The 25,579-nt window shown below is 46.4% G+C and carries 16 protein-coding genes; 4 read left to right on the plus strand and 12 right to left on the minus strand.

What is annotated here, in order from left to right; genetic code table 11:
* Positions 1-179: 179 nt before the first annotated feature.
* The 4 genes from LEP1GSC061_RS04600 to LEP1GSC061_RS04615 all read right to left on the minus strand — a co-directional run bounded on the left by LEP1GSC061_RS04600 (position 180) and on the right by LEP1GSC061_RS04615 (position 8,217).
* A complete protein-coding gene (locus LEP1GSC061_RS04600; protein ID WP_232218364.1) occupies positions 180-716 on the minus strand; it encodes a hypothetical protein in 537 nt (178 codons plus the stop codon).
* A 56-nt stretch (positions 717-772) separates the two neighbouring features.
* Positions 773-3,064 (minus strand): hypothetical protein, encoded by a 2,292-nt coding sequence (locus LEP1GSC061_RS04605; RefSeq protein WP_016544645.1) that lies wholly within the window; start codon positions 3,062-3,064, stop codon positions 773-775.
* 100 nt (positions 3,065-3,164) lie between these two features.
* Complete coding sequence (locus tag LEP1GSC061_RS04610; RefSeq protein ID WP_016544723.1) at positions 3,165-6,203, minus strand: TonB-dependent receptor domain-containing protein; 3,039 nt, start codon at positions 6,201-6,203, stop codon at positions 3,165-3,167.
* A 325-nt stretch (positions 6,204-6,528) separates the two neighbouring features.
* Positions 6,529-8,217 (minus strand): putative bifunctional diguanylate cyclase/phosphodiesterase, encoded by a 1,689-nt coding sequence (locus LEP1GSC061_RS04615; protein WP_016544710.1) that lies wholly within the window; start codon positions 8,215-8,217, stop codon positions 6,529-6,531.
* Between the two features lie 683 nt (positions 8,218-8,900).
* On the opposite strand from LEP1GSC061_RS04615, the gene LEP1GSC061_RS04625 reads away from it, so the two are divergent.
* A complete protein-coding gene (locus LEP1GSC061_RS04625) occupies positions 8,901-10,022 on the plus strand; it encodes an alkane 1-monooxygenase (RefSeq protein ID WP_016544189.1) in 1,122 nt (373 codons plus the stop codon).
* A 74-nt stretch (positions 10,023-10,096) separates the two neighbouring features.
* On the opposite strand, the gene pepN is transcribed toward LEP1GSC061_RS04625, so the two are convergent.
* The 3 genes from pepN to LEP1GSC061_RS04640 are packed head-to-tail and all read right to left on the minus strand — an operon-like array spanning position 10,097 to position 14,485.
* Positions 10,097-12,622: an aminopeptidase N gene (gene pepN / locus LEP1GSC061_RS04630; protein ID WP_016544323.1), complete on the minus strand. Its 2,526-nt coding sequence runs from the start codon at positions 12,620-12,622 to the stop codon at positions 10,097-10,099.
* Positions 12,623-12,631: 9 nt separating this feature from the next.
* Complete coding sequence (locus LEP1GSC061_RS04635; protein ID WP_016544701.1) at positions 12,632-13,888, minus strand: MFS transporter; 1,257 nt, start codon at positions 13,886-13,888, stop codon at positions 12,632-12,634.
* Positions 13,889-13,897: 9 nt separating this feature from the next.
* Positions 13,898-14,485 carry an NUDIX hydrolase gene (locus LEP1GSC061_RS04640; RefSeq protein ID WP_040508166.1) on the minus strand — a complete coding sequence of 196 codons (588 nt, stop codon included), beginning with the start codon at positions 14,483-14,485 and terminating at the stop codon, positions 13,898-13,900.
* 748 nt (positions 14,486-15,233) lie between these two features.
* Here LEP1GSC061_RS04640 and LEP1GSC061_RS04645 point away from each other — a divergent pair.
* The 3 genes from LEP1GSC061_RS04645 to LEP1GSC061_RS04655 are packed head-to-tail and all read left to right on the plus strand — an operon-like array spanning position 15,234 to position 20,159.
* Positions 15,234-17,243 (plus strand): ATP-dependent helicase, encoded by a 2,010-nt coding sequence (locus LEP1GSC061_RS04645; protein ID WP_040508167.1) that lies wholly within the window; start codon positions 15,234-15,236, stop codon positions 17,241-17,243.
* Positions 17,244-17,247: 4 nt separating this feature from the next.
* Complete coding sequence (locus LEP1GSC061_RS04650) at positions 17,248-17,892, plus strand: tetratricopeptide repeat protein (RefSeq protein WP_016544801.1); 645 nt, start codon at positions 17,248-17,250, stop codon at positions 17,890-17,892.
* A gap of 50 nt (positions 17,893-17,942) precedes the next feature.
* Positions 17,943-20,159: an LIC_12586 family protein gene (locus LEP1GSC061_RS04655; protein WP_016544870.1), complete on the plus strand. Its 2,217-nt coding sequence runs from the start codon at positions 17,943-17,945 to the stop codon at positions 20,157-20,159.
* Here the strand turns inward: LEP1GSC061_RS04655 and lpxB are convergent, their stop codons facing one another.
* Genes lpxB through LEP1GSC061_RS04680 form a run of 5 tightly spaced genes read right to left on the minus strand, consistent with a single transcriptional unit; the run spans position 20,160 to position 25,573 of the window.
* Positions 20,160-21,440 (minus strand): lipid-A-disaccharide synthase, encoded by a 1,281-nt coding sequence (gene lpxB / locus LEP1GSC061_RS04660; RefSeq protein ID WP_084680464.1) that lies wholly within the window; start codon positions 21,438-21,440, stop codon positions 20,160-20,162.
* A complete protein-coding gene (locus LEP1GSC061_RS04665) occupies positions 21,388-22,242 on the minus strand; it encodes an LpxI family protein (RefSeq protein WP_016544191.1) in 855 nt (284 codons plus the stop codon). The genes lpxB and LEP1GSC061_RS04665 overlap by 53 nt, the downstream gene beginning before the upstream one ends.
* 3 nt (positions 22,243-22,245) lie before the next feature.
* Positions 22,246-22,488 carry an FmdB family zinc ribbon protein gene (locus LEP1GSC061_RS04670; RefSeq protein WP_016544304.1) on the minus strand — a complete coding sequence of 81 codons (243 nt, stop codon included), beginning with the start codon at positions 22,486-22,488 and terminating at the stop codon, positions 22,246-22,248.
* A gap of 28 nt (positions 22,489-22,516) precedes the next feature.
* The gene (locus LEP1GSC061_RS04675) at positions 22,517-23,947 is read right to left on the minus strand and encodes an SH3 domain-containing protein (RefSeq protein WP_016544821.1); all 1,431 of its coding nucleotides are present in this window, start codon (positions 23,945-23,947) and stop codon (positions 22,517-22,519) included.
* 18 nt (positions 23,948-23,965) lie between these two features.
* Positions 23,966-25,573, minus strand: coding sequence for a TolC family protein (locus LEP1GSC061_RS04680; RefSeq protein ID WP_016544936.1), 1,608 nt, complete (start codon positions 25,571-25,573; stop codon positions 23,966-23,968).
* Between the last annotated feature and the right edge of the window lie 6 nt (positions 25,574-25,579).

A 25,579-nucleotide genomic window follows, 5' to 3' on the forward strand; every position in this document is an offset into this window, starting at 1 on the left:
CATAACTTTATTATGCGATTGAGTATTTGAATCGTTCTCGATTTCCTGCTGATGCTCTGGTTTTTAAGAGAGGTTTGGGAATGGAGGTTTCGATTTGGAATAAGGACGAGTCGAGGAAAAAGAACAAGCCGACTTACGATGCCGGCTCATTCGGAAATCTTGAGTTTTGCGGGAATAATCTATTCTCGTTTTAGGTGATAGAGTTTGAATTTTCCTTTGTATTCCAAAATGCTTCTAAAAGAACTTAAGGTGAGAGTTTCCTTGGTGCTCGGGCTATACAGAGTGGTTCTGCAGCCTAAATGCAAGGTAAAAGGTCCATATTTTTCAGGCTCTCTTTTGCATTCTAATTTTTGGAATACAAAATCTTTTCCTTCTAACTTGAACAAAAGTTCTTTCACTACTATATTGGACTCCATGGTCATATGGTCGTAAGCCAATTGGGGGCTCATTCCTTGGTCGGAAGAAAATTTTTCTCCTACATGGTTCCAGAACATAGTATTATGTTCATCTGCATTTAGGGCGAGGCTTGAAACGGTAGCGACGTCGCCTTTTTCGAAAGCGGTAACCGCTTTTTGGACTAGTATTTCCTTGGAATCTTGGAGATTGGATAATTTATAATTCGTGAAATCGATGCAACCGCCCATACTTATAAGAAAGGCGATTGAGAGTGTTATCTTTTTAAATCGGTATTTGTGGATCATAATATTTATAGACAATAAAAAAACCCGCTCCGTTTTGCGAAGCGGGTTTTTTAAGCAAGAACTACTCTTCCTTAGTTAGCAGGATACTGGGCCCAACCTTGGGTCCAATCCGAAGACGAGTCTTGGATTGCTCCATAGAACGTCGTATCATCAAAGAAGGAGACATTGAAGTTTGTGTTTGCGGTTTTAAGCGCAGTGGTTCCTGTGGTGGTGGCACTTGCGGAAGGCGCATAATTTACTGTTGCATCTTCTGCAATTGTGGTGATTCCCACGCTTGCTACACCAATATCCACAGTTCCGGAAGCGCAAGCGCCGACAGCACTGTTTTTTATACTTACATAACTGACTCTTGCATCGGCAGGAGCGGAGTCACTTTGGCAATCCAGTGCATTCTTACCTACGTGGTTGTCCACGATGAAGTGAGAATAGTCTCCCAGCTTGTCACCGGATGCACCGGATGCTCTTCTTACGAAGATTGCTCCGCCTGCGTTCGCGGCGCTTGCTCCCGGTCCTACACAAGTTACGTTTGCGAAGAATGGATCGGAACAGGTTCCATTAGTGGCAGGTCTAGCTGTGCCTGAACAAGAGAAAGATGAGTTTCCATCACCCTCAATACAACGAGAGGTATCGTCGTTCACCGCGATCGCAGTTTTGTAAAGGTGAGAAATAGCATACTGGTATTTTCCGATGAATCCGTCCGCAAAGTCGAACTGGTCGTCACGGTTACCTGTAGAGATCATGTGTTTCGCAGTGAAAGCTCCACCCCATTGCTCGAATCCGTCGTCGAATCCTCTATGGCATTGAACGTAATCCAAAGAAGTTCCCGATCCGACCCCCATAAGAGAAACGCAGTTTCTTTCGTTACCGGGAGAGAATGGTGCTCCAGCGAATTGGACTACTACGTAGGTTAGGTTTCCAGAATTGTCTGCGTTATTGTTTCCACCAAAGGAACCGGTATCACCTTCTCCGATCGCAGTTTGTCCGTAACCACCGAAGGTTTGGACTGCATTTCCTTGGATGATGATTCCTTGCCAGTCGGCAGGAGCTCTAGATCCAGCGTCTTTAGAAGAAGTGAAAAGAATCGGTTCTGCGGCCGTTCCATTCGCATGGATTTTTCCACCCGGCTTAATCAAAAGGGCGCCTGCAGGAGCAACTGCTCCATATACAACCACTCCCGCATCGATCGTGAGCGTTATACCATTCGGAACGATGACCGTTCCACTTAGAACGTAGGGACTTCCCCCTTTGGTTAAGTGGAGGTCGCCAGAAAGAGTTCCGCTGATCTGGGTTCCGTTTTTCGGATAAATCATATCGATCGCTACGGAACTAAAGCTAAAGTCATAACTTCCGCCAGCTTGGATAATGTTTCCTCCAGAATAGAGACTGGCCCAAGAAGACTCGCTACTAGTAACATCTTTACCGGTTGATAGTTCCAAAGGAGCATTCCCCAATTTCTCGGAAACAGGTGAAAGCAAAGAAGCAACTCCGTTTTTAGCGATTCTCAATCTCCGAGCTTTCAGAGGGGAACCACCGGATGGAGTTACGATTACTTTATAAGTATTTCCTACGCTAGAAACGTCGAACTTAGCATGAAAGGAACCGTTAGCTCCCGTTACGAAAGTCGTGATTGGAGTTCCATCAGCTTGAACGGTCGTATTGATTCCTGCGCCGATTGCACCTGCTTCCAAGGTGGAAACATCGCAATAGATACGGACAGCATTCTTTGAGTAAGCCAGCGGATAAGAACTCGCGGTGATCGAGGAACTTCCGTCGAAATACTGACCGACAAAACCGGAAGTAGCAGGAGTGATAGACCATCCGTTGATTTGAGCGACAGTCGATGAACCGCATTGTGCCAAGACGAAATCGGCAGCTGGATTGGTTCCAGGAGTCGCTGCAAAGACGGTAGACGCTTTTGCAATATAAGTTCCAGGGCAGTTCGTTGTCGTATTTACCTTAGTCGTTGCATCAAATCCGCCATCGCAAGTGCTTCCATCTCCTGCTGTAGCTGCATTACCGGATGAGTTATTATATAGAAACCCGGAAGGAGTCTTATCAGTTGGAAATGAGTTACTGCCAGTAAAGTAGTATTGGGTAGCAGGGTTATTTTTAACCCAGTTATGAGGAAGAACCGTTACGGAACTTTCTCCTCTGCCCAAGATTTGCACGGTAGCTCCTACAAGAGGAGCGCCGGTACCATCTACCAGCGTTCCGGAGATATAAACTCCGGGTTGGCTTCCGCCGAGTAGTGCGAGCAGTGCAGCTCCGCTATTCCCAGAAGACGATTTAGGACAATTGAGAGTAAAGAATCCGAGAGTCGCTAACCCTAGGAAATACCCCATCTTTTTTATAGAACGATTCATTTCGAATCTTTCCTCCAAATAAATTCAGTTGATCTAATGAAAACATATGTTTGTTTCATTTCTGTTTCGATTCCGTTAGTTTTCCATCTCCGGGGAACTTTCAGTTAAACGTATAGGTCGCGGAGAAAGTAAACGTAGGCCCTAAGCGATACGAATTGATCGTTTGGCCTTTATACGAATGGCTTCCCAGATCTATGAAATTGCTTCCTATATTGAAACCGTTCGTAGTGGTATGGGTTCCCCCAAATGCATCTAAGTAAGGGTTCTCTTGCACGATTTTGATTCTTGCATCGTTTAAGTTCTTACCGGAAATTTTGATATCCAACTTCTCGAAGAATTTCACGATATAGGTCGCGTCGATCATGCCCACGGGTCTTTCATAAGTGTCCGGGATACCGAGTCCCCCAACCGCATTGATCCTGGGTCCGAATTCGTTATAGAGCAGGGTGATGGAATGGTCTCCCTTCTCGTCGAAGCGGTAACGAAGGTTTACGTTATACACATATGGTGACTGTCCTTGCAATGGACGGCTGATATTCGTAGGTTTCTGGGTGGAAGTTCCAAGCTGGTAATAGATCCAGTCGTTGAAAGTAACCTCCGACTTGATAAAGAACGTATTGATCCCTATAGAGAATCTTTCCAATCTTTGGCTGATTAAATCCAGGGACTTTCTAGCTTCAAACTCCACTCCTCGCACATACGCTGACTGAGCGTTGGTGTATGTGTAACGGAACTGAGAGTCTACTTCCATGACTTTCTCGATCGGAGAAGACATCTGCTTATCGAATACGCCTATGGCTATGATTTCATCCGCTTTAGGATAATATTCATAGCGAACGTCATAGTTATGGATATAAGTCTTGGTTAAGAACTGGTTACCGACCTCAATCCCTCCTCCCAAAATATTGAAGAACTGGAAGGGAGCCATTTCTCGGAAGTCCGGTCTTGCTAAAGTTTCTGTGTAGGAAACTCTTATGTTCGTCTTATCGTTCGGACTAAGGATAAAGTTAGCCGAAGGAAGAATGTTTTGGTTGGCGTTGATCGCATAAGGTTTCCGGAAAGTAGGATCTATAATGGAAAGCTCATACGAATTCAAATAGGATTTATAATTGTATCTGTCGAAGAATTCTGCGTTTGGATCAAATGGGTTAGTAGTTTTGACCGCTTGGAAGTTATTTTCGTAACGGAATCCTCCCACGAAGCGGAGTAGTCTATGAATCGGCATATCCACTTGAGTGTAGTACGAAGTCAGCTTTTGAGCCGCATCGTATTTGTCCGTAGGTTGAGTGGCGTCATCCACATAGTAGCCCTTGGCTCCCCGGTTGATCGGATTGTACACGACTTCCGGAGGCAAAGGATAGTTGGGGGCGGGGAGCGAGCCACCTAAAAGGTTTTGCCCCGGTATTGCAGAGCGGAAGAAATATCTCTCAGCATTGAAGCTACGAGTACGATCCAAATAGCTGTACCCTACTTTTAACTTGGATTGCAATCCGTCCCATTGATTGAACGGAATTTCGTAATCAAGGCCAGCGAATTTACTAACGTCGATCGTATTCGACCAGAATTGGCTGCTTCCCAGGGTTCCCCCTTGCAGATTGGGGGCGATTTTTCCGATCTGCGCCGGATCCACCGCATAAATGGTATCCCTCATATCCGGTTGGTCCCTTCTCGCTTCGGAGTGCGAGATTTTCCAATCCAGTTTCGTATCCTTTCCGAACATGTGGATAATATGGTCCCCTCCTAATTGGGAGGTGAACAGGTTTCTCATGATATAATTCAGCTTTTGAGCGCCTATATCCAATCCGGCAGCGTAATTGCTTCCGTTATAAATCAATACTTCCTTGTCGTTGTTCACGCTTAAGAAGTTTTTAAAATGGATCCTGTGGCCCGCGGAAATTTGGAACGTGTTGTTGAAGATCGTTCCCCAGTTTACAGATTCCACATACCATCTTTGGTTATAGTTATAATATGGGATGAGCCTAACATTCTTTCCTCCAACCGGAAGGCCATTGGCGATTCCCCCCGCTCTGTTTAATGTGTCGTATTCATCACGGAATTGGTAATCGTTGTTATAGGTGATTGCGAACAGGGTTCCGAATTTCTTCTCTCCTCCCAGATCGAATTTGTTTCCGATCGAGAAGTTATATCCCGTATTCATCGGGGCGTTGATCTGAGAAGGAGACCATTGGTTGCTAAATTGCAGGGATCCCGCGGTGATCATTCCTGCATTGTATCCATATTGCCCGGTTCCCACTTCTTTAAAGGGGGCGTTCGGAAGAGAGTCCACTAAGTCCGGTTTCTTTCGGTTTCCTTCCGAAATACCGAGCCAGTCTTGGCCTCCGCCGCTATACGTTTTAAAATTTTGGAAAGTAGTGTTGTTATTGTATCCGGTTTGGAATCCCACTTTCACGAAAAATTCTTCGGGGTATTCCTTGGTATCGATCTTTACCGTTCCACCTGCGAATTCCGCGGGTTCTTCGGGAATGAAGGTTTTGGAAACGATGATATTCTTGATCAAGGAAGAAGGGAATAAGTCCAAAGGAACGATTCTTTTGTTCGGTTCCGTGGAAGGAAGAGGTGCGTTGTTCAAAAGGGTGTTCGAGTATCTTTCTCCCAGACCCCTTACGAATACGAATCTACCTCCGACCAAGGTGATACCCGTTACCCTGCGGATCACGTCCCCCGCGCTGGAGTCGGGAGTCTTTTGGATGGCCTGAGCCGAAATACCGTCGGAAACCGCAGCCGATTTCTTTTGGAATTTCAAGAGGGAGGATTCGGAATCGTTTAGAGCTCTTTCCTCTACTACGACAGTCTCGAGTTTTTTAACTCCCATTGCCACGTTGGCTCTGGCCTTTCCTCCGGCAACCGTGACCTTCTTCTTCTGGGTTTCCATACCCTGCATGATGAATTCGATCTGGTATTCCCCGTCGGGAACGCCCACGATTTCGTAGTTACCGTCGACGTCGGTGCGTCCGTATTTATTGATGCTTCGAATGATTGCCGTCACGCCGAACATAGGCTCTGCGGTCTGTGCATCCAAGGCTTGACCGGACACCGTTCCCGCGCCTTGGGCAAGTAATTGATTCGAATAAGATAAAGCGGCTAATGCGAAGATTAGCTGGAAAATCTTTTTTTTCATGTTAAGAGATTGATCCCCGAAGGTTTGATTTTTCGGATTACAATCACATTTCTGGGTTACATTCTCATTACGTACGGGTTAATAATAGGTGAAGCTAAAGGAAGATCTGCGCGGGATACGATTAGAACCGCGTTCTATCGCTTTTTCTTCCTTATTATAAGAATTGCCGGTGATGGGGGATCTGAAACTGAGTAGGATGGGGAGAATTTTCGTCCGTTACGAGAACGTAATATTGGGAGTCTTCAAAATTCGGATCCATCCGTTTCGGAACTCCGAAAAGAAATGTCCGGGAGACGATCGTATTACAAATTTTCCGGTCCAGCTCTCATTTCGACTGGAATCGCGACAATTCCTCGAAGGAAATCGGTCTGCTGTAATAGAATCCTTGGGCTTCGTCGCAGCCTAAGTCCTTGATTTTTCGGAGTTGCTCCTCCGTCTCCACTCCTTCGGCGGTGATTCGCAGTCGTAGGCTTTTTCCCAAGGCGATGATCGTCTTGGATATGGCGAGAGAACTCGGGTCGGTCAGAATTTTGCGGACGAAGGACTGATCCACTTTCAGGGTTCGTAAAGGGATTTTGCTTAGATAAGACAGGCTGGAATATCCCGTGCCGAAATCGTCCAAGGCCAGGGCGATCCCCCAGGAATGTAGTTCGCTTAGGATTTCTAGGGCCGAATTCATATTGGTGATTAAGCTGGATTCGGTGATTTCCAATTCTAGGTCGGAGACTTCCAGGCCATTCTTTTCCAAACCTGCCAGAACCTTTTTGGTTATGGTAGGATCTTCCAATTGCTTGGCGGAAAGATTGACGGAAATTCGCAAAGGACTCTTTCCTTCTTTCTTCCAATTTCCCAGGTCTTCGAGGGACTTTTGTAGGACCCATTCTCCCATCTCGGAGATGAAGCTGCTTTCCTCGGCGATAGGGATAAATATCGTAGGAGAAACGATTCCCAATTCCGGATGATTCCAGCGAAGCAAGGCCTCGGCAGAGACCATTTTTCCGGAGGAGAGTTCCATTCTGGGTTGGTAATGTAGAAAGAGTTGGCTCTTTTGGATGGAGAGTCTTAGATCCTTTTCTAAGAGATATTTCTCCTTCATTCTTTCCTTCCATTCGGAAGAATAGGTTTGGATTTTTGCGTTTCCCGATTGCTTTGCTTGGTTGAGAGCGGTTTCCGATTTCCAGAGAAGTTGGTCGGAGGATTTACCGTCGAAAGGAAAGACCGAGATTCCTATTCGGACATCCGATGCGATGTTTTGGTCTACGATGGGAATTTGAGCCGCAGCCGTTTTTTCTATCTTCTCCGCCCATTTCTCGGAATCGGATTCCTGCACTTGGGAAGAAGACGATATCGGAAAGAAGGAGAATTCTCCGTCTCCCGTTCTTGCGATTACTGTCTCCGGGCCGAGAAGGTTTTCCAGTTTCTGGGCCAAACCGCGTAAGTACAGATCTCCCATGTGCAGACCGAAATTGGATCGAATCTGTTTAATATGAGTCACTTCTAACGAGAATATCGGAAAGCTTAGGGGATCTTCCACGGAACCTAACTCGCTTAAGCAGGCGTTTAGCTTTTCAATAAACAATTCCCGATTCGGGAGGCCGGAGAGCCCGTCGTAATTCGCCATGTAGTGGATGAGTTCGTCCAATTTTCTCACGGTAATTACCGTATCCGCCATGAGGGAACCTGCCTCATCTCGGTAGACGACGGGTAGATCGGGCAATTCTCTTTCCGTCAAATAACGGTTCAAAGATTTGGAAGTAAGGACGACCGGAGCTAAGAGCTTGTGCAAAGCGAGTAATGTGGCAAATGTTCCTATCAATGTGGCGGCGAGCGCCAAACCTAAAATCCTCAACGCGGTTTCGAAATCCTCCGCCGTGGAGATCACGAAGAATAAGAGGAGCGAGATAAGAGGCACATGGGTGCCTAGAAAGGCCACCATCATGATTTTACTGGAATAGGATTTAAGGAGTCGGATCCTACTTAAGTAGGAATAAAAATTGAGTCCGCTCAGGTTCATGTAAGACCACTCCAAAAAGGAAACGTTATGCGATTTAGCTTGGGTGATTCGGTCTTTTTTGCTTGGGGAATGAGAGCTAACTTTTCTTCTTATTTGCCATGCTTTTAGAGAAGGCCTTGCTCACAATAAGAAAAATCCTGAGGTCTACGCCATAAGGTTTAGTACATAAAAAATTTTTTCCAAAGAGAAGAATTCGGAATCTTTCCGTAAGCATTTCCGGTTTCATATTTAATCAAGAATATTGTCCTTCCGTTTCTTAGAATGCGGTGAGTCTCGAAAGATTTTCGGAGAGGTGAAGGCTTTTGGAATTGCGATTCCGAGCTTATAAATTCACGGAAAGATTCCGCCTAAGTTTCTCCGTATCGGTCCACTTGGGAGAAGGGGGAGGAGTTCCTACCAAATAAAGCAGAAGAGACTGAGTCCTTTCCAGGATAGGTACGGATTTCCTTTTTTATGGAATCCGGACGTTTCTCAGGAAGGATCTCATTTTTCTGCCAAAAATAAGGATGCAAGACCCCCAACTGTCCCGGAAAACCTGTCATTTTGGAACGTTCGTTATAAAAAGTGTTGGTGTTTGGATTTTTTTCTTGCCCCAGTTCGGGTTTTATGTATAATACCAAACGTTCGAAATAAATTAAAACTTGGGGAATGCGCCTCGGTTCTGGCCGAGGAGGGGAGAGAAAATGAGTCTATTCAAGCGTTTGTCCTTTCTAATCGCCTTTCTGATCCCGCTTATGGCGGTCGCAGGATATTATTTGGGAGGAGGATTCAATTTCCTGTCTCTTGCGGTTGTTTTCGGAATTCTGCCGATTCTGGATGTTTTGGTCGGTCCGGATGCGAGCAATCCGAAGGAAGAAGAAGTTCCGGTCCTACAGCAGGAATTCTATTTTAGATTTCTGACATATGCTTGGGCCTGGGTCCAGTTCGCTCTGGTCGTTTGGGCTCTTTGGGAAGTGCAATCCCATTCTCTCAGCACCTTAGAGTGGGTCGGTTTCGTCCTTTCGATAGGAATCAATACGGGTGGAATCGGGATCACTGTCGCTCACGAATTGGGTCATAAGAATACCAAGATTGAGCAGTGGTATTCCAAGTTCATTCTCATGACAGTTTGCTATATGCACTTTTTTATAGAGCATAACAGGGGACACCATGTGAACGTATCCACTCACGAAGATCCTGCCACTAGCCGGAGAGGAGAATCCTTCTTCTCCTTCTATCCTAGAACCGTTTTAGGAAGTTTGGCAAGCGCTTGGAAATTGGAGAAGAAGAGACTCTCCAAATTGGGAAAATCGGAATGGCGCTGGGAAAACGAAATGATCAGCTCAACAGTCGTTCCTGTCTTATTTATCGCAGGGGTTACCGGAATTTTTTATCTAATTACCGGAAACTTTAAATGGGAAGTGCCTGTATTCTTCTTTGTCCAGAGTTGGATCGCATTCTCTCTTTTGGAACTCGTGAATTACATCGAGCACTACGGTCTCGCCAGAAAGGAATTGTCTCCCGGTAAATTCGAGAAGGTGCTACCGATCCATTCCTGGAATCAGAACTTCGGATTGTCCAACGCCTTTCTTTTTCAATTGCAGAGACATTCGGACCATCATGCCAACGCGGGCAGAAGATACCAATCTCTTCGTCATTTCGAGGAAAGCCCCCAGCTTCCTTACGGTTATGAGATCATGATTTTGATCGCTCTCGTTCCGCCCCTTTGGTTCAGGATCATGGATGCGAAACTGGAGGATTGGCAATCGAAATACGGCGGTTCCGAAGCGAAACCGGCTAAATTGTCCAAGCATGCAATCGCTTAAGAAGAATAGAATATACTAAAATATAAAGCCCGGATATTCTCCGGGCTTTTTCGTTTTTTCGGATCGGAATCGATCTATTGTTTGTATTTTTCCAGAACTCTTAGGGTTCTTGCAATGTCGTCTCTTTGTTGCAAAAGGTCCTTTCTTAAGAGCTCCGGCAAGTTGGGATGCTTATCCAGAAACTCTTGGGTTCTTTGCAATAACTTAGGATCCGGTTCGAAGGACGGGAACATCAGATGTCCGAAAGCGGATGCAAAATGAGGATCCCTTTTTTCGTAAACTCCGATCACGGATTCGAAATAGAAATCCGTGAAAGAAAGGAGTAACTCCTTCTGGTGGTCCCATTGGAATCCTCTCATTCCGTAGCGAAGGAAATCCGTGGATTCTCCTTCTGCGGGTTTGAGAAATCTTTCCCAAGAGGATTTCTTGTTTTCCGGATCCGGAAAGGACACTCGAGCGAGAAAAGCCTTCTTGGCTCCTAGATCGGTTCCGTCCTTCTGTTCTTCTCCGTCGATTCTTGTCTTGGATTCGGGGTCTCCGTAAGCACTCAGTCTGGAAAGGATGACCCATCTTCTCTCCTGGTCCATGGAGATTCCTGGGATGGATTTTTTTCCGTCCAAGAGTTCCTTTAGGTAGGAAAGTTGTTCCGGAGATTTGGAAGTATTTTCTAATATTCTAAACCAAAGAATCTGTTCCTGCTCGGGATTCTCGGCTTTTACCGATTTTTCCTTGGCGATCGCGTTCAGTCTGTCCGACCATTTTCTCTTTTCCTTTTCGGGGATGTAATGGTCGATCACTGTCAAAGCCTTGGTAAGAATATGGCTGTTTCTTACTGAAAGATCCGGTTCCTTCAGGCCTTGGTCGAGTGCGAGCTCCAGAAACTCCCGGGGAGAAAGTTCCGCGTCTCGGACCATTTGCCATAGGCTACCCCATACGATTCTTCTCGCGAAACGATCTTCTAATGTGTGTAGGCTTCGTTTCAAAACGGGGAGCGCATTCTTACCTAAATAGGTTTTCGCGTATGCATAATCTTCGGTGTTCAATAGCAGCAGGTCGTTCCCGTTTTGCTTGTCCCCTTCTTCCAATAAGGTTTCGGGACCCTTGACTAGGATTCGTTTTCTCCAGACTTCTTTTAATTTTCCGCTTTCTTCTCGGAATAGTGCGGCCTGGAGAGCGTGGGTGCGGAGGAGTCGATTGGTTTCCGAAGGGCTTTGGGATAGGAAGAGTCTTCCGTTTTGGCTAACCGGACTAAGAGTATTGACTCCAGTGGTTTCCAGCCATTCCTTACTCCAACCTCTGATATCTATGCCGCTTGTCTCCGACATACAGGAGAGAAAATCGCCGAGTACAGTGTTCTTCTCCGCATAGCGTTTGAAATACAATCGCATTGCGTCTCGGAACTTCTCTTCTCCCACATAATACATGAGTTGCCTGAGAACCGAAGCTCCCTTGGAGTAGGAGATCCCGTCGAAATTACTGATGGCTTCTAAAGTATTTTCGGCTTTGCCCGCGATCGGATGGGTGGTGGAGAGTTGGTCCTCCCGATAGGCCCATTCTTCTCGAACGTAAAAATGTTCCAGGGCGTCCGGGAAAAGTTTTCCCTTCGACATGGAATAATAGGAAAGATAGTCCGCGAAACTTTCGTTCAACCAAAGATCGTTCCACCATTTCATGGTGACCAGATTTCCGAACCACATGTGTACCATTTCATGATAAATCGTATTGGCACGGTTTAGATATTCCGAATAGATCCTGGGGCTGCGGAAAATATAACTCTCGGAGAATGTTACGGCACCCACGTTCTCCATAGCTCCCATATTGAATTCCGGCACGAAGATCTGATCGTATTTGCCGTAAGGGTAGGGAACGTCGAAGTATTTCTGTAGGAAACCGAAGGCCTCCTTTGTGATCGCGAAGATATTGTCCGCATCCATGTATTTGGCGAGGGACTTACGGCAAAGAATTCGCAGAGGAATGTCTCCCGCCTTGTCCTCCCAAACCGAATAGGAACCTACGATGAGAGAAAAGAGATATGTGGAGAATTTCTTGGTCTTATGGAATCGGATCGTTTTTTTGTCCGCATTCTTTGTTTCGGAAGCGGGGACGGTATTATGCACATAGGTCCATTCGGACGGGCCGGTCACTTCCAGTTCGTAATCAGCCTTTAGGTCCGGTTGGTCGAAGGAAGGAAACAAACGATGCGCTTCGAATGGCTCGAAGTCGGTATGCATATACTCCGCTTGGTCGGCTGGGTCCACGAATTTATGGAATCCGGAGCCGCTATGGTCGAAACGATTTAAATAACGTATTTTTAATTCGTTTTTTCCTTCGTTCAGGGAGTTTCCGGGAATCAGAAGATAGGAGTCCTTCTTCTCATAATCCTTCTCTTCTTTACCGTTTAGCCATAGGATCTCGATTTTCTTGGATACGAAATCCACCTTCACGCTACCTTTCTTGCCGCCGGAATAGACGAAGCGAACGCTCGTTTCCCCCTCGTATTCCTGGGAGCCTTTTTCCAGTTTCAATTTTAAAGAATAGGAAACGTCCGAAATCTGGGCGGAGCGAAGCATCGCCTCCTGTTGAGTGAGTATATTATCCATTCTTTGCCTCTAAACCGTAATATCCTTGAGATCCATTTTCCTTAGACGGGGGGCGATGGCAGTAACGAGAGCTACTGTGATAAGAGTGAGACTTCCACCGATTACGACGGAAGGAACCAGGCCGAAAGCGCGGGCCGCAGCCCCGGATTCGAAGGCGCCCAGCTCGTTGGAAGACCCTATGAATATGTTATTCACTGCGGAGACCCTTCCCCTCATATGCTCGGGAGTATACATCTGAACGATAGTATGACGTATGACCACGCTGACCATATCGAAGGAACCGCTGATGACCAGAGCGGCGAAGGAAAGATAGAAACTCGTGGATAGCGCGAATACGATCATGCAAACCCCGAAACCGAATACGCTCGAAAGCAGAATGACTCCAGAATTCGTTTTGGGAGGTTTGACCGCGATGAAAAGAGCGCATGTGACCGCACCCAAGGCGGGAGCGGATCTTAGAATTCCGTAATATTCGGGACCCATTCCCAATACTTCCCGGGAGAATGTGGGAATGAGAGCCACTGCGCCGCCGAAGAGTACTGCGAACAAATCCAGAGTGATGGCTCCCAGTATGAGCTGGTGGCCGAAGACGAATTTCCAGCCGGAGCCCAGGCTTTTCCAAATGGATTCCTTCTCTCCTTGTTTTTCCGGAACCGGCTTGGAAGGCACGGCAAAGAATAAAAGCAGGGAAAATGCCATGATCCCGAAATCCGCGAGATAGGCGGTCTGCACTCCGTTGAATCCTACTAAGAGTCCTCCGAGCATGGGGCCTAATACTGCGGAGCCTTGCCAAGCGACCCCGCTCCAGGTCGCGGCGTTCGGAAAGATTTCCTTGCTTACCAACTGAGTCTGGAAGGCGGCGATACTAGGAGAAAGAAATCCTCTACATATACCGGAGAAGAATATGACGGAATAGATAGGGTAGACCCAATACTTTTCGGTGATCCATTCGAAGCCGGGTGAGGAGAATAATAACAATAAAAAGGAACTGAATGTGAGTCCAGTCAGGGAAATGAATATGATTTTCTTTCTGGGAAAACTGTCCACCACCAGACCGGAAAACAGGGAGATTGCTACGTTAGGCACAAGCTCGGCGAATCCGATCAATCCCACAAAAAACGCGTCGTGAGTGATATGGTCGATCTGCCAGAACACTACCGTGGATTGCATGACGAAGGAAAGTGTGACTAAAAATTTTCCGGCTAGAAAATTCCGGAATTCCGGCACTTGGAGGGAGATAAATGGGGAGGCTTTTTGTTGTTCCATCGACTCGTTCTATTTCTCGTGGTTTAATCCGTATTTTAGGAAGTACAATCCGAATGCGGCGACCATCATCCCATGGTGTAGGATATGTCTTTGGACCAGATCCGGAATTTTGCTTAAAGGATATTCGTACACTTCTATTTGTTCGCTTTCGTCCAGATCTTGACCTCCTTCGTGAGGACGGATATTCCTCGCGATGAAGGTATGGCACCAGTTATCGAAGATCGCTGGGTTTCCCGAGACTTTGCCCAGGTATTCCCAATCGTCGGAAACGAATCCGGTCTCTTCTCTCAATTCGGCCTGAGCGGATTCCAGTAAGGTCGCCTTCTCCGCGACACCTCCCGGAATTTCCACGGAATACCGATCGAGCCCGTGCCTGTATTGATCTATTAGTAGGATTTTTCCTTGGTTCGTGAGTGCGATTACGTTCACCCAATCCTTGGATTCCAGATGGTAGAAATCCCTGGAAATGCTGCCGTCGGGCGATGTGGTAGGAACTCCTACCAATTGGAAGATCGGAGTCTTGTAGAGAGATTTTTTTTCCCCTCGTTTCCAGAGTTTGGAATCGGCAGAATATTTGTCGGGTTGGAATTCCTGCATAGAGAATGCGATTTCATCCAGTTTTTCCAAATCCCGTAAGATTCGCAAACCTTTGCCTGTACGCGGTTGACAAGATCCGAAATTGGAGAATTATGTCGCTTATATAACCGGAAAAATGGCCTTAGATTTTCGAAGTCTTTGGACCTTCCTTTCCGAATTCTATCCGATGAAAGACGAATTTTTAGAACCTAGTTTAGAAGAAGGAACCGTATTTCCTGCCGAACCCAAAACGGTAGGAACTCCAGCAATCTCCGAGAGGGGACTTTTCGATTTTTTCGAAACTCAAACGGAAGATTCTAAATCCTCTCCGGATTCCGTCCAAACTGCCGAAAAAATTCCGGTTCCTTCTCACTTGGATTCTAATTCGAATCGGGAAACTTCCTCTTTGGAACTAGATTCTTCTTTCGAGAATTCCTTCGGATCCTCTTTTTATAGGGACGACGAGTTCGAAGAAGAAGTTTCCGACACTCGCGAGACGTCCCATTCTACTGAAAATCGATTGGAAGTTTTGGACCCTAATTCGGATTCTTTCCAAAGGATTTTGGAATCTCTTCCCGAATCTCCCGAGCCTATCGTAGAATCAGCCATCAAGGCGGAAGGTTCCGATTCTTCTGCGGAAATAATCGAAGATGATCCGGATGCGCCACCGCTCGCGTCATCCGCTTCTACGAGTCCCTCTAAAGAAAGGGCTCCCCGGAAAAAGAATGCTACGGAACCTAGGGAAAGTTTTTCCTCCGTTCTAAAAAGTCTGTCTCCCGAACAGGCGAGAGCCGTGCAGACAGTCCAAGGACCTCTTCTGATTTTTGCGGGAGCGGGATCCGGAAAAACGAGAGTGATCTCGAATCGGATCGCTCATATGATCCAGGACCACCATATTCCTGCGGGGAAACTAGTCGCCTTATCTTTTACAAATAAAAGCGCGAAGGAAATGGGCGAAAGGGTTCGCAAACTCGTGCCTAGAAATCTACTTAAAGGAATCGTTCTATCCACATTCCATTCCTTAGGATTGGGAATCCTAAAAAAACATATCGAAAAATTAGGCTATAAAATGCCTTTCTTATTATTGAACCAAGCCGATCAGGAAGGTCTTGTAACGGGAATGCTCGTGGCCCAGAAATTGGAGCCCAAAAGGGCCCAGGTCATGGAAGTTCTCTCCAAGATTTCCAGGATCAAAAACTCAGGTCCGGATTATAAAGAGGCAATGGAAGCTTCCCTAAACGAAGGAGATCTGCTGGCCGCTTCTCTTTTTCAGCAATACCAGGATACTTTAAGAGAACAGAATTCCATAGACTTCGACGATTTGATCCTTCTTCCCTCCCAATTGCTGAAAGAATTCGAGGAAGTAAGGGAAGAATACCATAAGAAGCATCATTATTTCATGGTGGACGAGTTCCAGGATACCAACCCGATCCAATATACGTTTCTACGAGCGCTTATGGGAGATTCCAATAATCTCTGCGTGGTGGGAGACGACGACCAATCCATTTACGCTTTCCGAGGATCGGATGTAAGTCTTATCCTGGGTTTCGAGAACGATTTTCCGGGAGCCAGCGTTATCCGTCTCTTGGAGAATTATAGATCTACGGACATCATCGTATCCGCGGCCAATTCTCTCATTCGCCATAACGTTTCCCGCAGATCCAAGGAGTTGTATTCGAGGGTTCCGGGAGCTCTCAAAGTGAAATATGTGGAGCGCATGGACGAGAAGGACGAGGCGGAATGGGTGGTCGAAAGTATCCGAGAAGAGATCATCAAGGAGGCTCGTAAGGGTAGCCAGATCGCGATCCTTTTCCGTACCAATTTTCAATCCCGACCTTTCGAGGAATCTTTCCGTGCCAGGGACATGCCTTATAAAGTCGTGGGCGGATACAATTTCTTCGATAGAAAGGAAGTCCGGGATCTGATCTCTTATATTCGTTTGATCGCCAATCAAAAGGACGACGCGTCTCTTTTACGGATCATCAATTATCCCAAGAGAGGAATCGGGGCCGGGTCCATCGCGCTCGTCCATGAAAAGGCGGCGCAAAACAAGGAATCCTTGTACGAGACATTATTCCGGGTTTGCGAATCCCCTGATTTTATTCCCGATCTGAATCGAAAGATCTCCTCCGAAATCTATAATTTCGTGAATCTGATCGAAAAATCCAAGAAGAAGTTTTCCTCTTCTCCCAGACTATTCTTCGCCTTGCGCGAGTTAATCGCGGATCTGGGCCTGGAAAAAGAGATCATTCTGGAAGAAAAAGAGGAGAAGGTGGCGAAGGCCCGAATCTACAATATGTCCGAGCTCGTGAACATGTTGGCATTCTTCGAAGAAAACAACGATTCCGGCGAAAAACCCACATTATTCGATTTTATCAATCGATTGGCGATGCTTATGGAAGACGAGCCTTCGGATGAGAAGGAAGACAACCGAGTGCAGCTTCTTACCATTCATCAATCCAAAGGATTGGAATTCGAATCCGTTTATGTCGTGGGACTCGAAGAGGGGATCTTACCCAGTGGAAGAGCCGCTTTGGAGGATAATTCCGTAGACGAAGAAAGGCGACTCATGTACGTGGCCATGACCCGGGCCAAAAGGCATTTATGCTTGACAGGGGCCGCAAATCGCCGCAAATTTGGGGAGCAATTGACCTCCGAGCCCTCCCGATTCCTGAAGGAGATAGACCCGGAGACCCTAGACTGGCTCTCAAACGAGGAGACTCGTAAGCAGGAAACGGATGATTTCCTACAGGAGCTGGAAAAATTGAAAACGGGATAAGAGAATGAGTAAATATTTCGCCATATTTTTGATCGGAGCCCAGATGTTCCTGGCTTGTGCCTCCGCACAGAAGGAAGGTGGGGTTTCCTCTAATTTGGAATCCCAGGTACGTTCTGAAATCAAAGGGATCGACCAGCAATTATCCGATGTCGGACAAGAAGACAAGAAACGCTCCGAACTACTCCTCGAAAAAGCCAAATTACTCCTCAAAATCGAATCCTTTAAAGAAGCATCTCTGGTTCTGAAGGAACTCCAAAACTCCAAAGAAGGACGCAACCTTCAGCATCTGGATCATTATCTAGGTTCTGCGTATCTCGGAATCAACGATTACGACAATGCAATCGTACATTTCCGCAAATCCGATAATGTGGATCGTGATTTCGAATCCGTTACCCGTAAAAAGATGTGGGCTAAGGCCTATTTCGAAGACGAGAAATACGGACAGGCTCTGGGAGTTCTCGGAAGAGCGTCTAGAGAAAAGAATTTTGAAAAGGATCTTTTCTACTATGAGACGGTCGTAGTCAGTTTCTACAGAATTAAGGAATACAAAAGATGCCAGCTGGTTCTGGAAGAGGGATTACAGAAGTTCCCGGAAAGCCTCGTTCTGAGGGAGACTTCGGAGAAGATCAGTCAGATTCTTCCGCGATAATTCGATTTAATATTCCGATTCCCAAAAATCCGATTTTCCGAAAGGAAAATATGTCCGTTTCGATTCCGGTTCCTAAGTTTCTTTACCGGGTCTTTTCCCTCGTTTTCGGCAAGATCAGAAGCGTGGGAGAACATCCTTCCTTTCGGAAATATTCCATTGCAATCATCGTAGTTCTGCTTCTACTCACCGCAGCTAAGGAAGGAGCGGAATGGTATTTCGTTCGTAGAGTGATCAATCTGCGAGGAGTTAAGGAACTGGCTCGTGAATTCATCAATGTGGAATTGGACCGAGCCGTTACTTTAGGCGTTGTAGAATACGAATTTCCCAATCATGTATTCATCGAAGACTTAAAGATATCCTCGGACGAGGATTTCGCATCCCAACGTATGATTTTCCGAGCCAATAAGGTGGAATTAGTCTTAAGAGGTTTGTGGAAGGGTCAGCCTTCCGTAAAATTCATCCGAGTGAAAAACGCTCAAATCAGCGTAGATTTGGAAGATAAGATTTCGGGGGAAATTCTATCCTATATTCATAAGATCAACGTTCCGGAAATCAGCTTAGAGAATAGTAGCGTCACCGTATATAAGGGCGGAAAGATTCTTCTGGAGAATGTGAAGGATGTCGATTTGGATATTCATAAGGAAGGAAATCAAATAGACGTTCAGATTTCCGATTCTCTCTTTCCGATTCCCGGATTCAGATACTTAAAGGGAAATTTCCGAACCGATATAGGTACCAAGAATATGAGTCTTTCCCTTCGTTTCAAAAACGCAAGGGCTTCGGCGGTCGGAGGGCTCTATTCCGAACTTTCCCCGTTCTATCCCAAGACCGGTAAAATATCCGGAGAAGCCGATCTAGAAGTGGACGGCGCCTCCATCCGAGGGAAAGGGAATACGCAATTCTCGGATGTGGGAGGAATCCTACTCCTGGATCTTCCTCTGAGAGAGGAGAATTGGGAATGGAGGGACGCGAATCTCTCCCACGAATGGGACCGAAGCTTCCAAGGGCAATCAATATCAGAAAATCATAAAGTTTCTTTCGGTTCCGATAAGCTGACCCTGACTAAAACGAAGAACGAAAAAGGTCTCCAAAACTGGGATCTGACGATGAATGTCCAGGATCTGGACGATTTACGAAATTATCTTCCTCTCTCCTCCGATCTGGATACTTTTACCGGAGCCTTGGATCTGATTTGGAAAGGGACCGAGACCGGCAATTACGGAGACTGGCTTAAATCCGACGCGAAATTGACTCTTAGGGATTTTCATTGGAAGGATCCGTATCTGGATCTAGGAATCCAAAATGCGAGTTTCTCTTGGAATCCTTCCGGTTTGGAATTCAGCGGATACGGTACCCAGTTCGGTCTACCTTGGAAGGCCTCCTTAAAAGGAAAGGCCGGCTTCCGCAAAGGTTTCAAAGGGGACGGAAGAGCCTATTTCCCTTTGCAGGGAGATTATTATTTGGATTTCGAAACGGATTCCTTGGTATTGTCCAACTATCTTCCTTTGTTTAGAAGCGTGAGACAAACGATCCGAGAGGACATCCACACTCGTATGGAGAAGCTTATCCCAGAGATTAAATTTATCCGTACCGAAGTTTACAAATACTTTATGGAATATCCGAGTGGAACCGTTCAGTTCAGGAGCAAGGAAACCAAATTCGATTCCGGACTTCCCGATATGGGTAGATTGGAGGCGATTTTGAAATTTTCGGCCAGCCAGTCTCGATTGGAGGGAAAGATCAAAGGCAGCGGAGAAGCCAAGCTCAATTCTTATTTCACTTATGGAGCCGATAATCCATATTTCGGAATCGATTTCCAGACGACCGGACTCGCTTGGGGAATTCCCGCTCTGACTTTCTGCGGAGGGACTCTCATCCCTGAGGCCTTGGATTCGGAGGGGACGATCCGGTTTAACGGAAACAATTTCCTGGATATACACGATCGGATTTATACTACGATAGACAAGGTCCGATTGCTCGGAACCGTATGGAAGGGAGAGGGGGAATTTCCGGTTTCTATTTCTACCAAATTTGAAATGGGCTTCGATTATGCGAGCCCGGGAAATCCGCCTCTTAGAAACGTTTATTGGAAATCGGACAATACCAACGCGACCGCGAATGTGTACGTGGATTCGGATTCTTCTCTTCGTTATTCCGTAACGGGGAGCGTATATTCCACTTCGGCAGAATCCGGAGTTCCTACGGTAACTTCTTCCTTTTTTACCCGATTCAAAGAAACGGGCAAGAGTTGTATTAAGGAACAGTAATTAAACCTGAGGCTTTTCCTTCAGGAAGGAAATGACCGCTTTCGCGGCGTTTCTGGAAGTATGCTCTTCGCCCAGGGATTCCTTTACCGAATGGATCTCGTCGATCATTTGGTTTCGATATTTCTTATTTTTCAGGATTGCGAGCGCCTCGTCCTTTGCTTCCTCCGGAGTGCATTCCGCCTGTATGAGTTCCTTGACCGTTTCTCTTCCGCTCAAGATGTTCACAAGACCGATGAAAGGGGTGCGGATAAGCATCGCGGATATCACATAAGTAAGAAAGCTTACCTTATAGAGAATGACCATGGGTTTCTCGAAATACACTACTTCCAGAGTGGCCGTGCCCGAGGTTACTAGGACGAGATCCGACGCTTCCATCGCTCTCAAAGACCGATCGAAAATATATTCGATACGAATGCCGGGATGATTCGCTTCCAAGGTCGCGATCTTGGATCGGATGAAGTCCTCTTCCTTGGTATTGATATTTGGAAGAAGGAACCGCACATGTTTTTTCTCGGATTCCAATTCTTCGTGAATCTTTGCCGCGGTTTCTAGAAGAATATCCAGAATCCTGTGGATTTCTCCGGAACGAGAACCGGGCATAACGGTGATCGTGAAGGAACTTCCCGGTTTTTCCTCAAGCGTAGGGATCGGAGCTTCCTTTCGGATCTTTTCTCTGATTCTCTGAGCGATCGGGTGACCTACGAATACGGATCGCACTCCATAATCGTCGTATAATTTCTTTTCGAAGGGGAATAATACGAGCATGAGATCCACGTTCTCCTTGATCTTGAAGATACGGGAGAAGTTCCATGCCCAGAGTTGCGGCGATACGTAAAAGATAACTTTGATGCCCAATTCTTTCAATCTGGTGGCCAATCTCAGATTGAAACCTGGGTAATCGATCAGAATGGCATGGGTGCAGGATCTTGCGATCGCTTCTTCCACGAGGCGATCCATGAGTTTTTTCAAGAACTTGTATTTGAATAGAATGGCGCTGAAACCGATTACGGAAAGTTCCTCCATGTTCTCTATGGAGTCCAATCCCTCTTCTATCATCTTAGGGCCGCCGATTCCGAAGAATGTGAAATCCGGGTCGTGCTTCCTTAATTCTCGGAGGAGTTCGTAACCTAGTACGTCGCCGGAATGTTCCCCTGCCAAGACCAGAAATACTGGAGAACCCGAGATGGGACTCCGTTCTTCCGCGTGCTTGGATTTCTCAGCGCTCTTCTTAGGCTTGAGGGAGCTTTTTTTGCTTAGTATTGATTTTTGAGACGTTGCCACGGCCGATGCTCAGGATATGAATTTTCAATTTTTCTGCAAGGCTAATAAATTCGAAAGGATTGACCACGATGGTTTCTCCCTCCCTTAGAGCGAGAATATCGCAATTGCTTTCGCTCATGACTTTCAGGGTCTCCACCCCAACGGTAGGTAGATCGAATCGATCGTCCTGGCTGGGCTTGGAGCTTTTACAGACGACCGCCTTTCTTTTTTTGGCGAATTGACCGCCTCTACGGATCGTTTGGTCGGTTCCTTCCACCGCTTCCACGGCTAGGACGGATTTATCCAGGACCACTACCGCCTGTCCTATGTCCAGGTGCGCGATCTTTTCCGCGTATTCCATTCCGAATTGCACGTCTTCGATTTGTTTTTTGTCCAGGGATTTCTTGGTATAACGTCCTTCCGGAAGAAGAAGGGATTTTAAAAAGGTTTTTTGGGAGATGATACGGATTCCTTCTTTTTCGAAGTCCTCCGCCACGGTCTTAAAGATGGAGTAATCGTGACGATTCACCATTCTCGCCAGAAGCGCCAAAGCTTTTAGATCGAAATTCAGACTCTTGAAGATGATCTCCTTTTTTACTTTTCCCAAGAGAAGGAGACGATCTATACCGTGAGTCTTGCAGGATTTCAAAAGCCCTCCAATCTTTACGATACGAATCGGGACCACTCTATCCTGGTATTGTCCCGGATGAAAATCGGATTCCGCAATGGAGAGAAAAAGAGGATCCTCTCCAGCGGCGAGGGCCTCTCGCATTCCGATCTGTGGGAGATTTCCTCCTCCCGCTAAAATTCCTAAACGTCCCAAGTCTTAGCCGGAAGAAGAACTTCCGGAGGAACCGGAGGAGTCGGAACCTTTGGAACCGGACGATTTGTTATCGGTCACATAGAAACCGGATCCCTTGAAGATGATCCCGCCAACATTGGAGATAAGACGATCCACTTCTCCGCTTTTACCGCAAAGAATACATGTGGTAATAGGATCGTCCTTCATGGACTGAAAATATTCGAAAGTTTTTCCGCAAGCCTTGCATCTATAATCGTAAGTCGGCAATTTGGATTCTCCTTCTTTGATCTATGGATCAAAATAAAAATTTAAAACGGAAGACCGCCGCATTCGAATCGGATTTCTTTTCCGGTTGCAGCAGACAGAGCTTGAATAAGGTTCCTTCTTCCGAAACGAAGTCCTCTTCCGGTTGGACCCCCTGTAGAACGGTCTTTTCTTCCACGAGAAGGGAACCTAATATCCGATTGGAAGAGGAGTTCAAGCCCAATTGGAATCTTCTCTTTCCGGAATCGGAACCTATGATATACTTGTTCCTATTGATGGAGACGCTTTCCCTGTCAAGGTCGATTTGGTAAACCGGCTTCCAGTCTCCCGGACGTCCTGCATACAATCGGAAGAGGGGAACGCTTTCGTCTCCGCTCAGACTGGCCGCGAGAAATTCCAGATTTCGAAAAGGTTCCTCTACGATCCTGCAGACTTCCTTATATTTATTATCCTTGGCTCGGTAAATTACGATTCCGTAATCTCCATCCAGCGCTAATTTTTCAGTACGAATGTATTCTCCGTGAAAGCCGGAAGGAATTTTTTCCTCGTTCCAGAATGCGAAATCCCAGGCTTGGCTTCTTTCCGACTCTTGGAAAGACTTAGCCATTTCTTCCGCCTTGGTAGAAGGAAACGGATCCTCTTCCAAAAAATGGGAAAAGATCCAACCCACTACTTGGGTTTCCGGAATATATACCTGCACCCAATTCCCTTTTCTTCCCTGGACGGTTTCGGACCTCGGGTCCTTGTCCAAGGCGTAGAGTAATAGTCCCTTCTTCAATCTGGCTTTTCCGGCGTTTTCGGTTCCGGGGCCGGATCTTAGATTCGTGTTTTCTCCCGTATTCTTCAGGCGCCCTCCCAAAAGGGAAGAATCCTCGCGAGTGGAAAGAAATCCTAATAGATCGGAGAGCTTGTTTTTATCCGTTTCGGAGAGTTTGGTTTCTCTTCTAAGAGACTTGCGTAGAATATTGGAATAGTTCGAACCGAATACGATCGGATTGGAATGTAGGAACTCCTTCAAATCTCGCAGGAAGGTAGCATCGTCCTCCCATTCGGTCGCGTTTTCCAGGCGCAGCGCGATGGCCTTCTGTCTCCAGTATCCGCCTTGGCGAAGCTGGGAAACGAATATATCTTCGAAAACGGGGAATTCTCCGGAGGCCTCCGTGGAAGGAACGGAGCCGATCCCGTATTCTTTCTGGAAATTCTTTGCGATCTTATTTCTTTCCTCCGACTCCTTCTCTTTCAGCTCTTGGTTGAAGCGAAGTAGAGAATGAGACGCGTAGAATAGATCGTCCGGAGTGGGGGAGGGATGATTCTTAACTGCGCGAATTACCTTTTCCCATCTCTCCTTTTTGTAATCGGAGTAAATGGAATCCGAGGCCTTGGGCCAAAATTTGACCGCAATCCATATTAGGAAAATGAAAAGAAAGATCCCGATGATGGAAAGGAAGAATCCGCGCTTCAAAGAGTGTACTTACGTCTCCTATTCCAATTTAGGCAGGAGTTTTTCCGTATCCAGATTGAATTTTTCGAGAAGAGTATTCTTCGCTATATAGTATCTCATCAGATCGATATTGAAGTTCACCTTTGCTTGGGTCAGACTCAATTGATCCCGAACGAGAGTATCCAAAGCGTTTTTGACCGCAACGGCGTCCGCTCTACCTTGACGGAAACTTCTTACGACCCCGTTGTAATAGCTTTGGGTTTCTCTTTCGGTAATGATGGAGTTTTTATAAATTCTATAGCTCGCTTCCAAGGAGTCGATTCTACTTTTTAGATCGTCCCGAACTTCGTTTTTGAGTTCGGTCTCTTTTAGAGCCGCCTGTCTTAAGCTAATCTCGGAGTCTCTTCTGCCTGCGTATACTCCCTTATCGAAAAGAGGATAGGAGAAGGATACTTTTCCGTTGAAGTCTTTGTATTTGAAAGACTGCACACCGTCTCCGGTATCCGTGTAATTCGCGGAAGGAGTGGTGATCGTTTGCGCCTGAGAGGATGCGGATCCGGAAAGCTGGAGAGAAGGTAGCTGGTCGCTCTTAGCGTTCTTCACTAGGAGTTCCGCGATTTCCTTTTCCTTGAGTACGTTTTGGTAATCGGTACGTTTTTTATAAGCTTCGGGTAAATCCTTGGAGAAATCGGGTTTATCGGGAATTTCTTCGAGTAGGTCCGTATCTTCGGAAAGTTCGGTTCCTTCCTCCAATTTCAAGCTACGAGCGAGCTTACGTTTCGCTTCTTCTTTTTGCACCATGGCGGTTTCCAATTGGCTGTCCGCTTGGGCGAGAAGAGAATTCCATTGGTTCACTTCGAAACTTTCGGATAATCCGAGTCCTTGTTTACGAATGGTAAGATTGCGAATGTCCTTAACGTTTTCCTGAAGTTTGCGGAAAGTCTTCAAGGCTTGGAGTTTTACGGAATAATCCCAAAAGTCGACGAGAGATCCTACGATTGCCTCTGAGATTTGGAGAGAAACCTGGTTTCTCGCCATTTGGGATTGGTTATTCAGGATTTGTTCCTGGTTCCTACCCTTATAACCGAAGGAGTTTTTGAGCAAGTCCTGGCTTACGGTAGCGGTAATGAATCCGGTATACAAAGGAGGAAGTGCGAGTCCCGAGAAGCTGGAAGCGAAAGGATTGCTTTTATCTTCGAAAGCGTTCGAGTCGAATCGTCTGCTTCCTGATTCCAGTTTAAAATAAGTTCCGGTGGCTCGGATGGTTTTTTCGATACCGCCTTTGATGGTATCGTCCGAGATCTTGGTTCCCGTGAACACGTTGTTCTGGTTTTGGGGAAGGATACTTTGGCGGAAACTTCCGTCTGCTACCAATCTCCAAGAATATTGGGACTCCGCCTTCAGATAATTCGAATCGGTTTTGGCCAATTCGTATCTTAAATTTTGGAGTTTGAAGTTATTATCCAATGCCCTTTTCACGGTTTCTTCCGTGGTGAGCTTTAAGGGCTTTCCGGAAGAAGGGGCCGGAGTTCCTTCTTCCGCAAATAAGATGCCGGTTCCGAATAGGAGGACGGCCGACCACAATAAGACGAATTCGAAACTTTTCTTTCCGATCATTTTCGAAAGATTTCCCTGCTTGTGTTTCATACCGAA

Origin of the sequence: Leptospira wolffii serovar Khorat str. Khorat-H2 (assembly GCF_000306115.2) — a bacterium.
GTDB lineage: Bacteria > Spirochaetota > Leptospiria > Leptospirales > Leptospiraceae > Leptospira_B > Leptospira_B wolffii.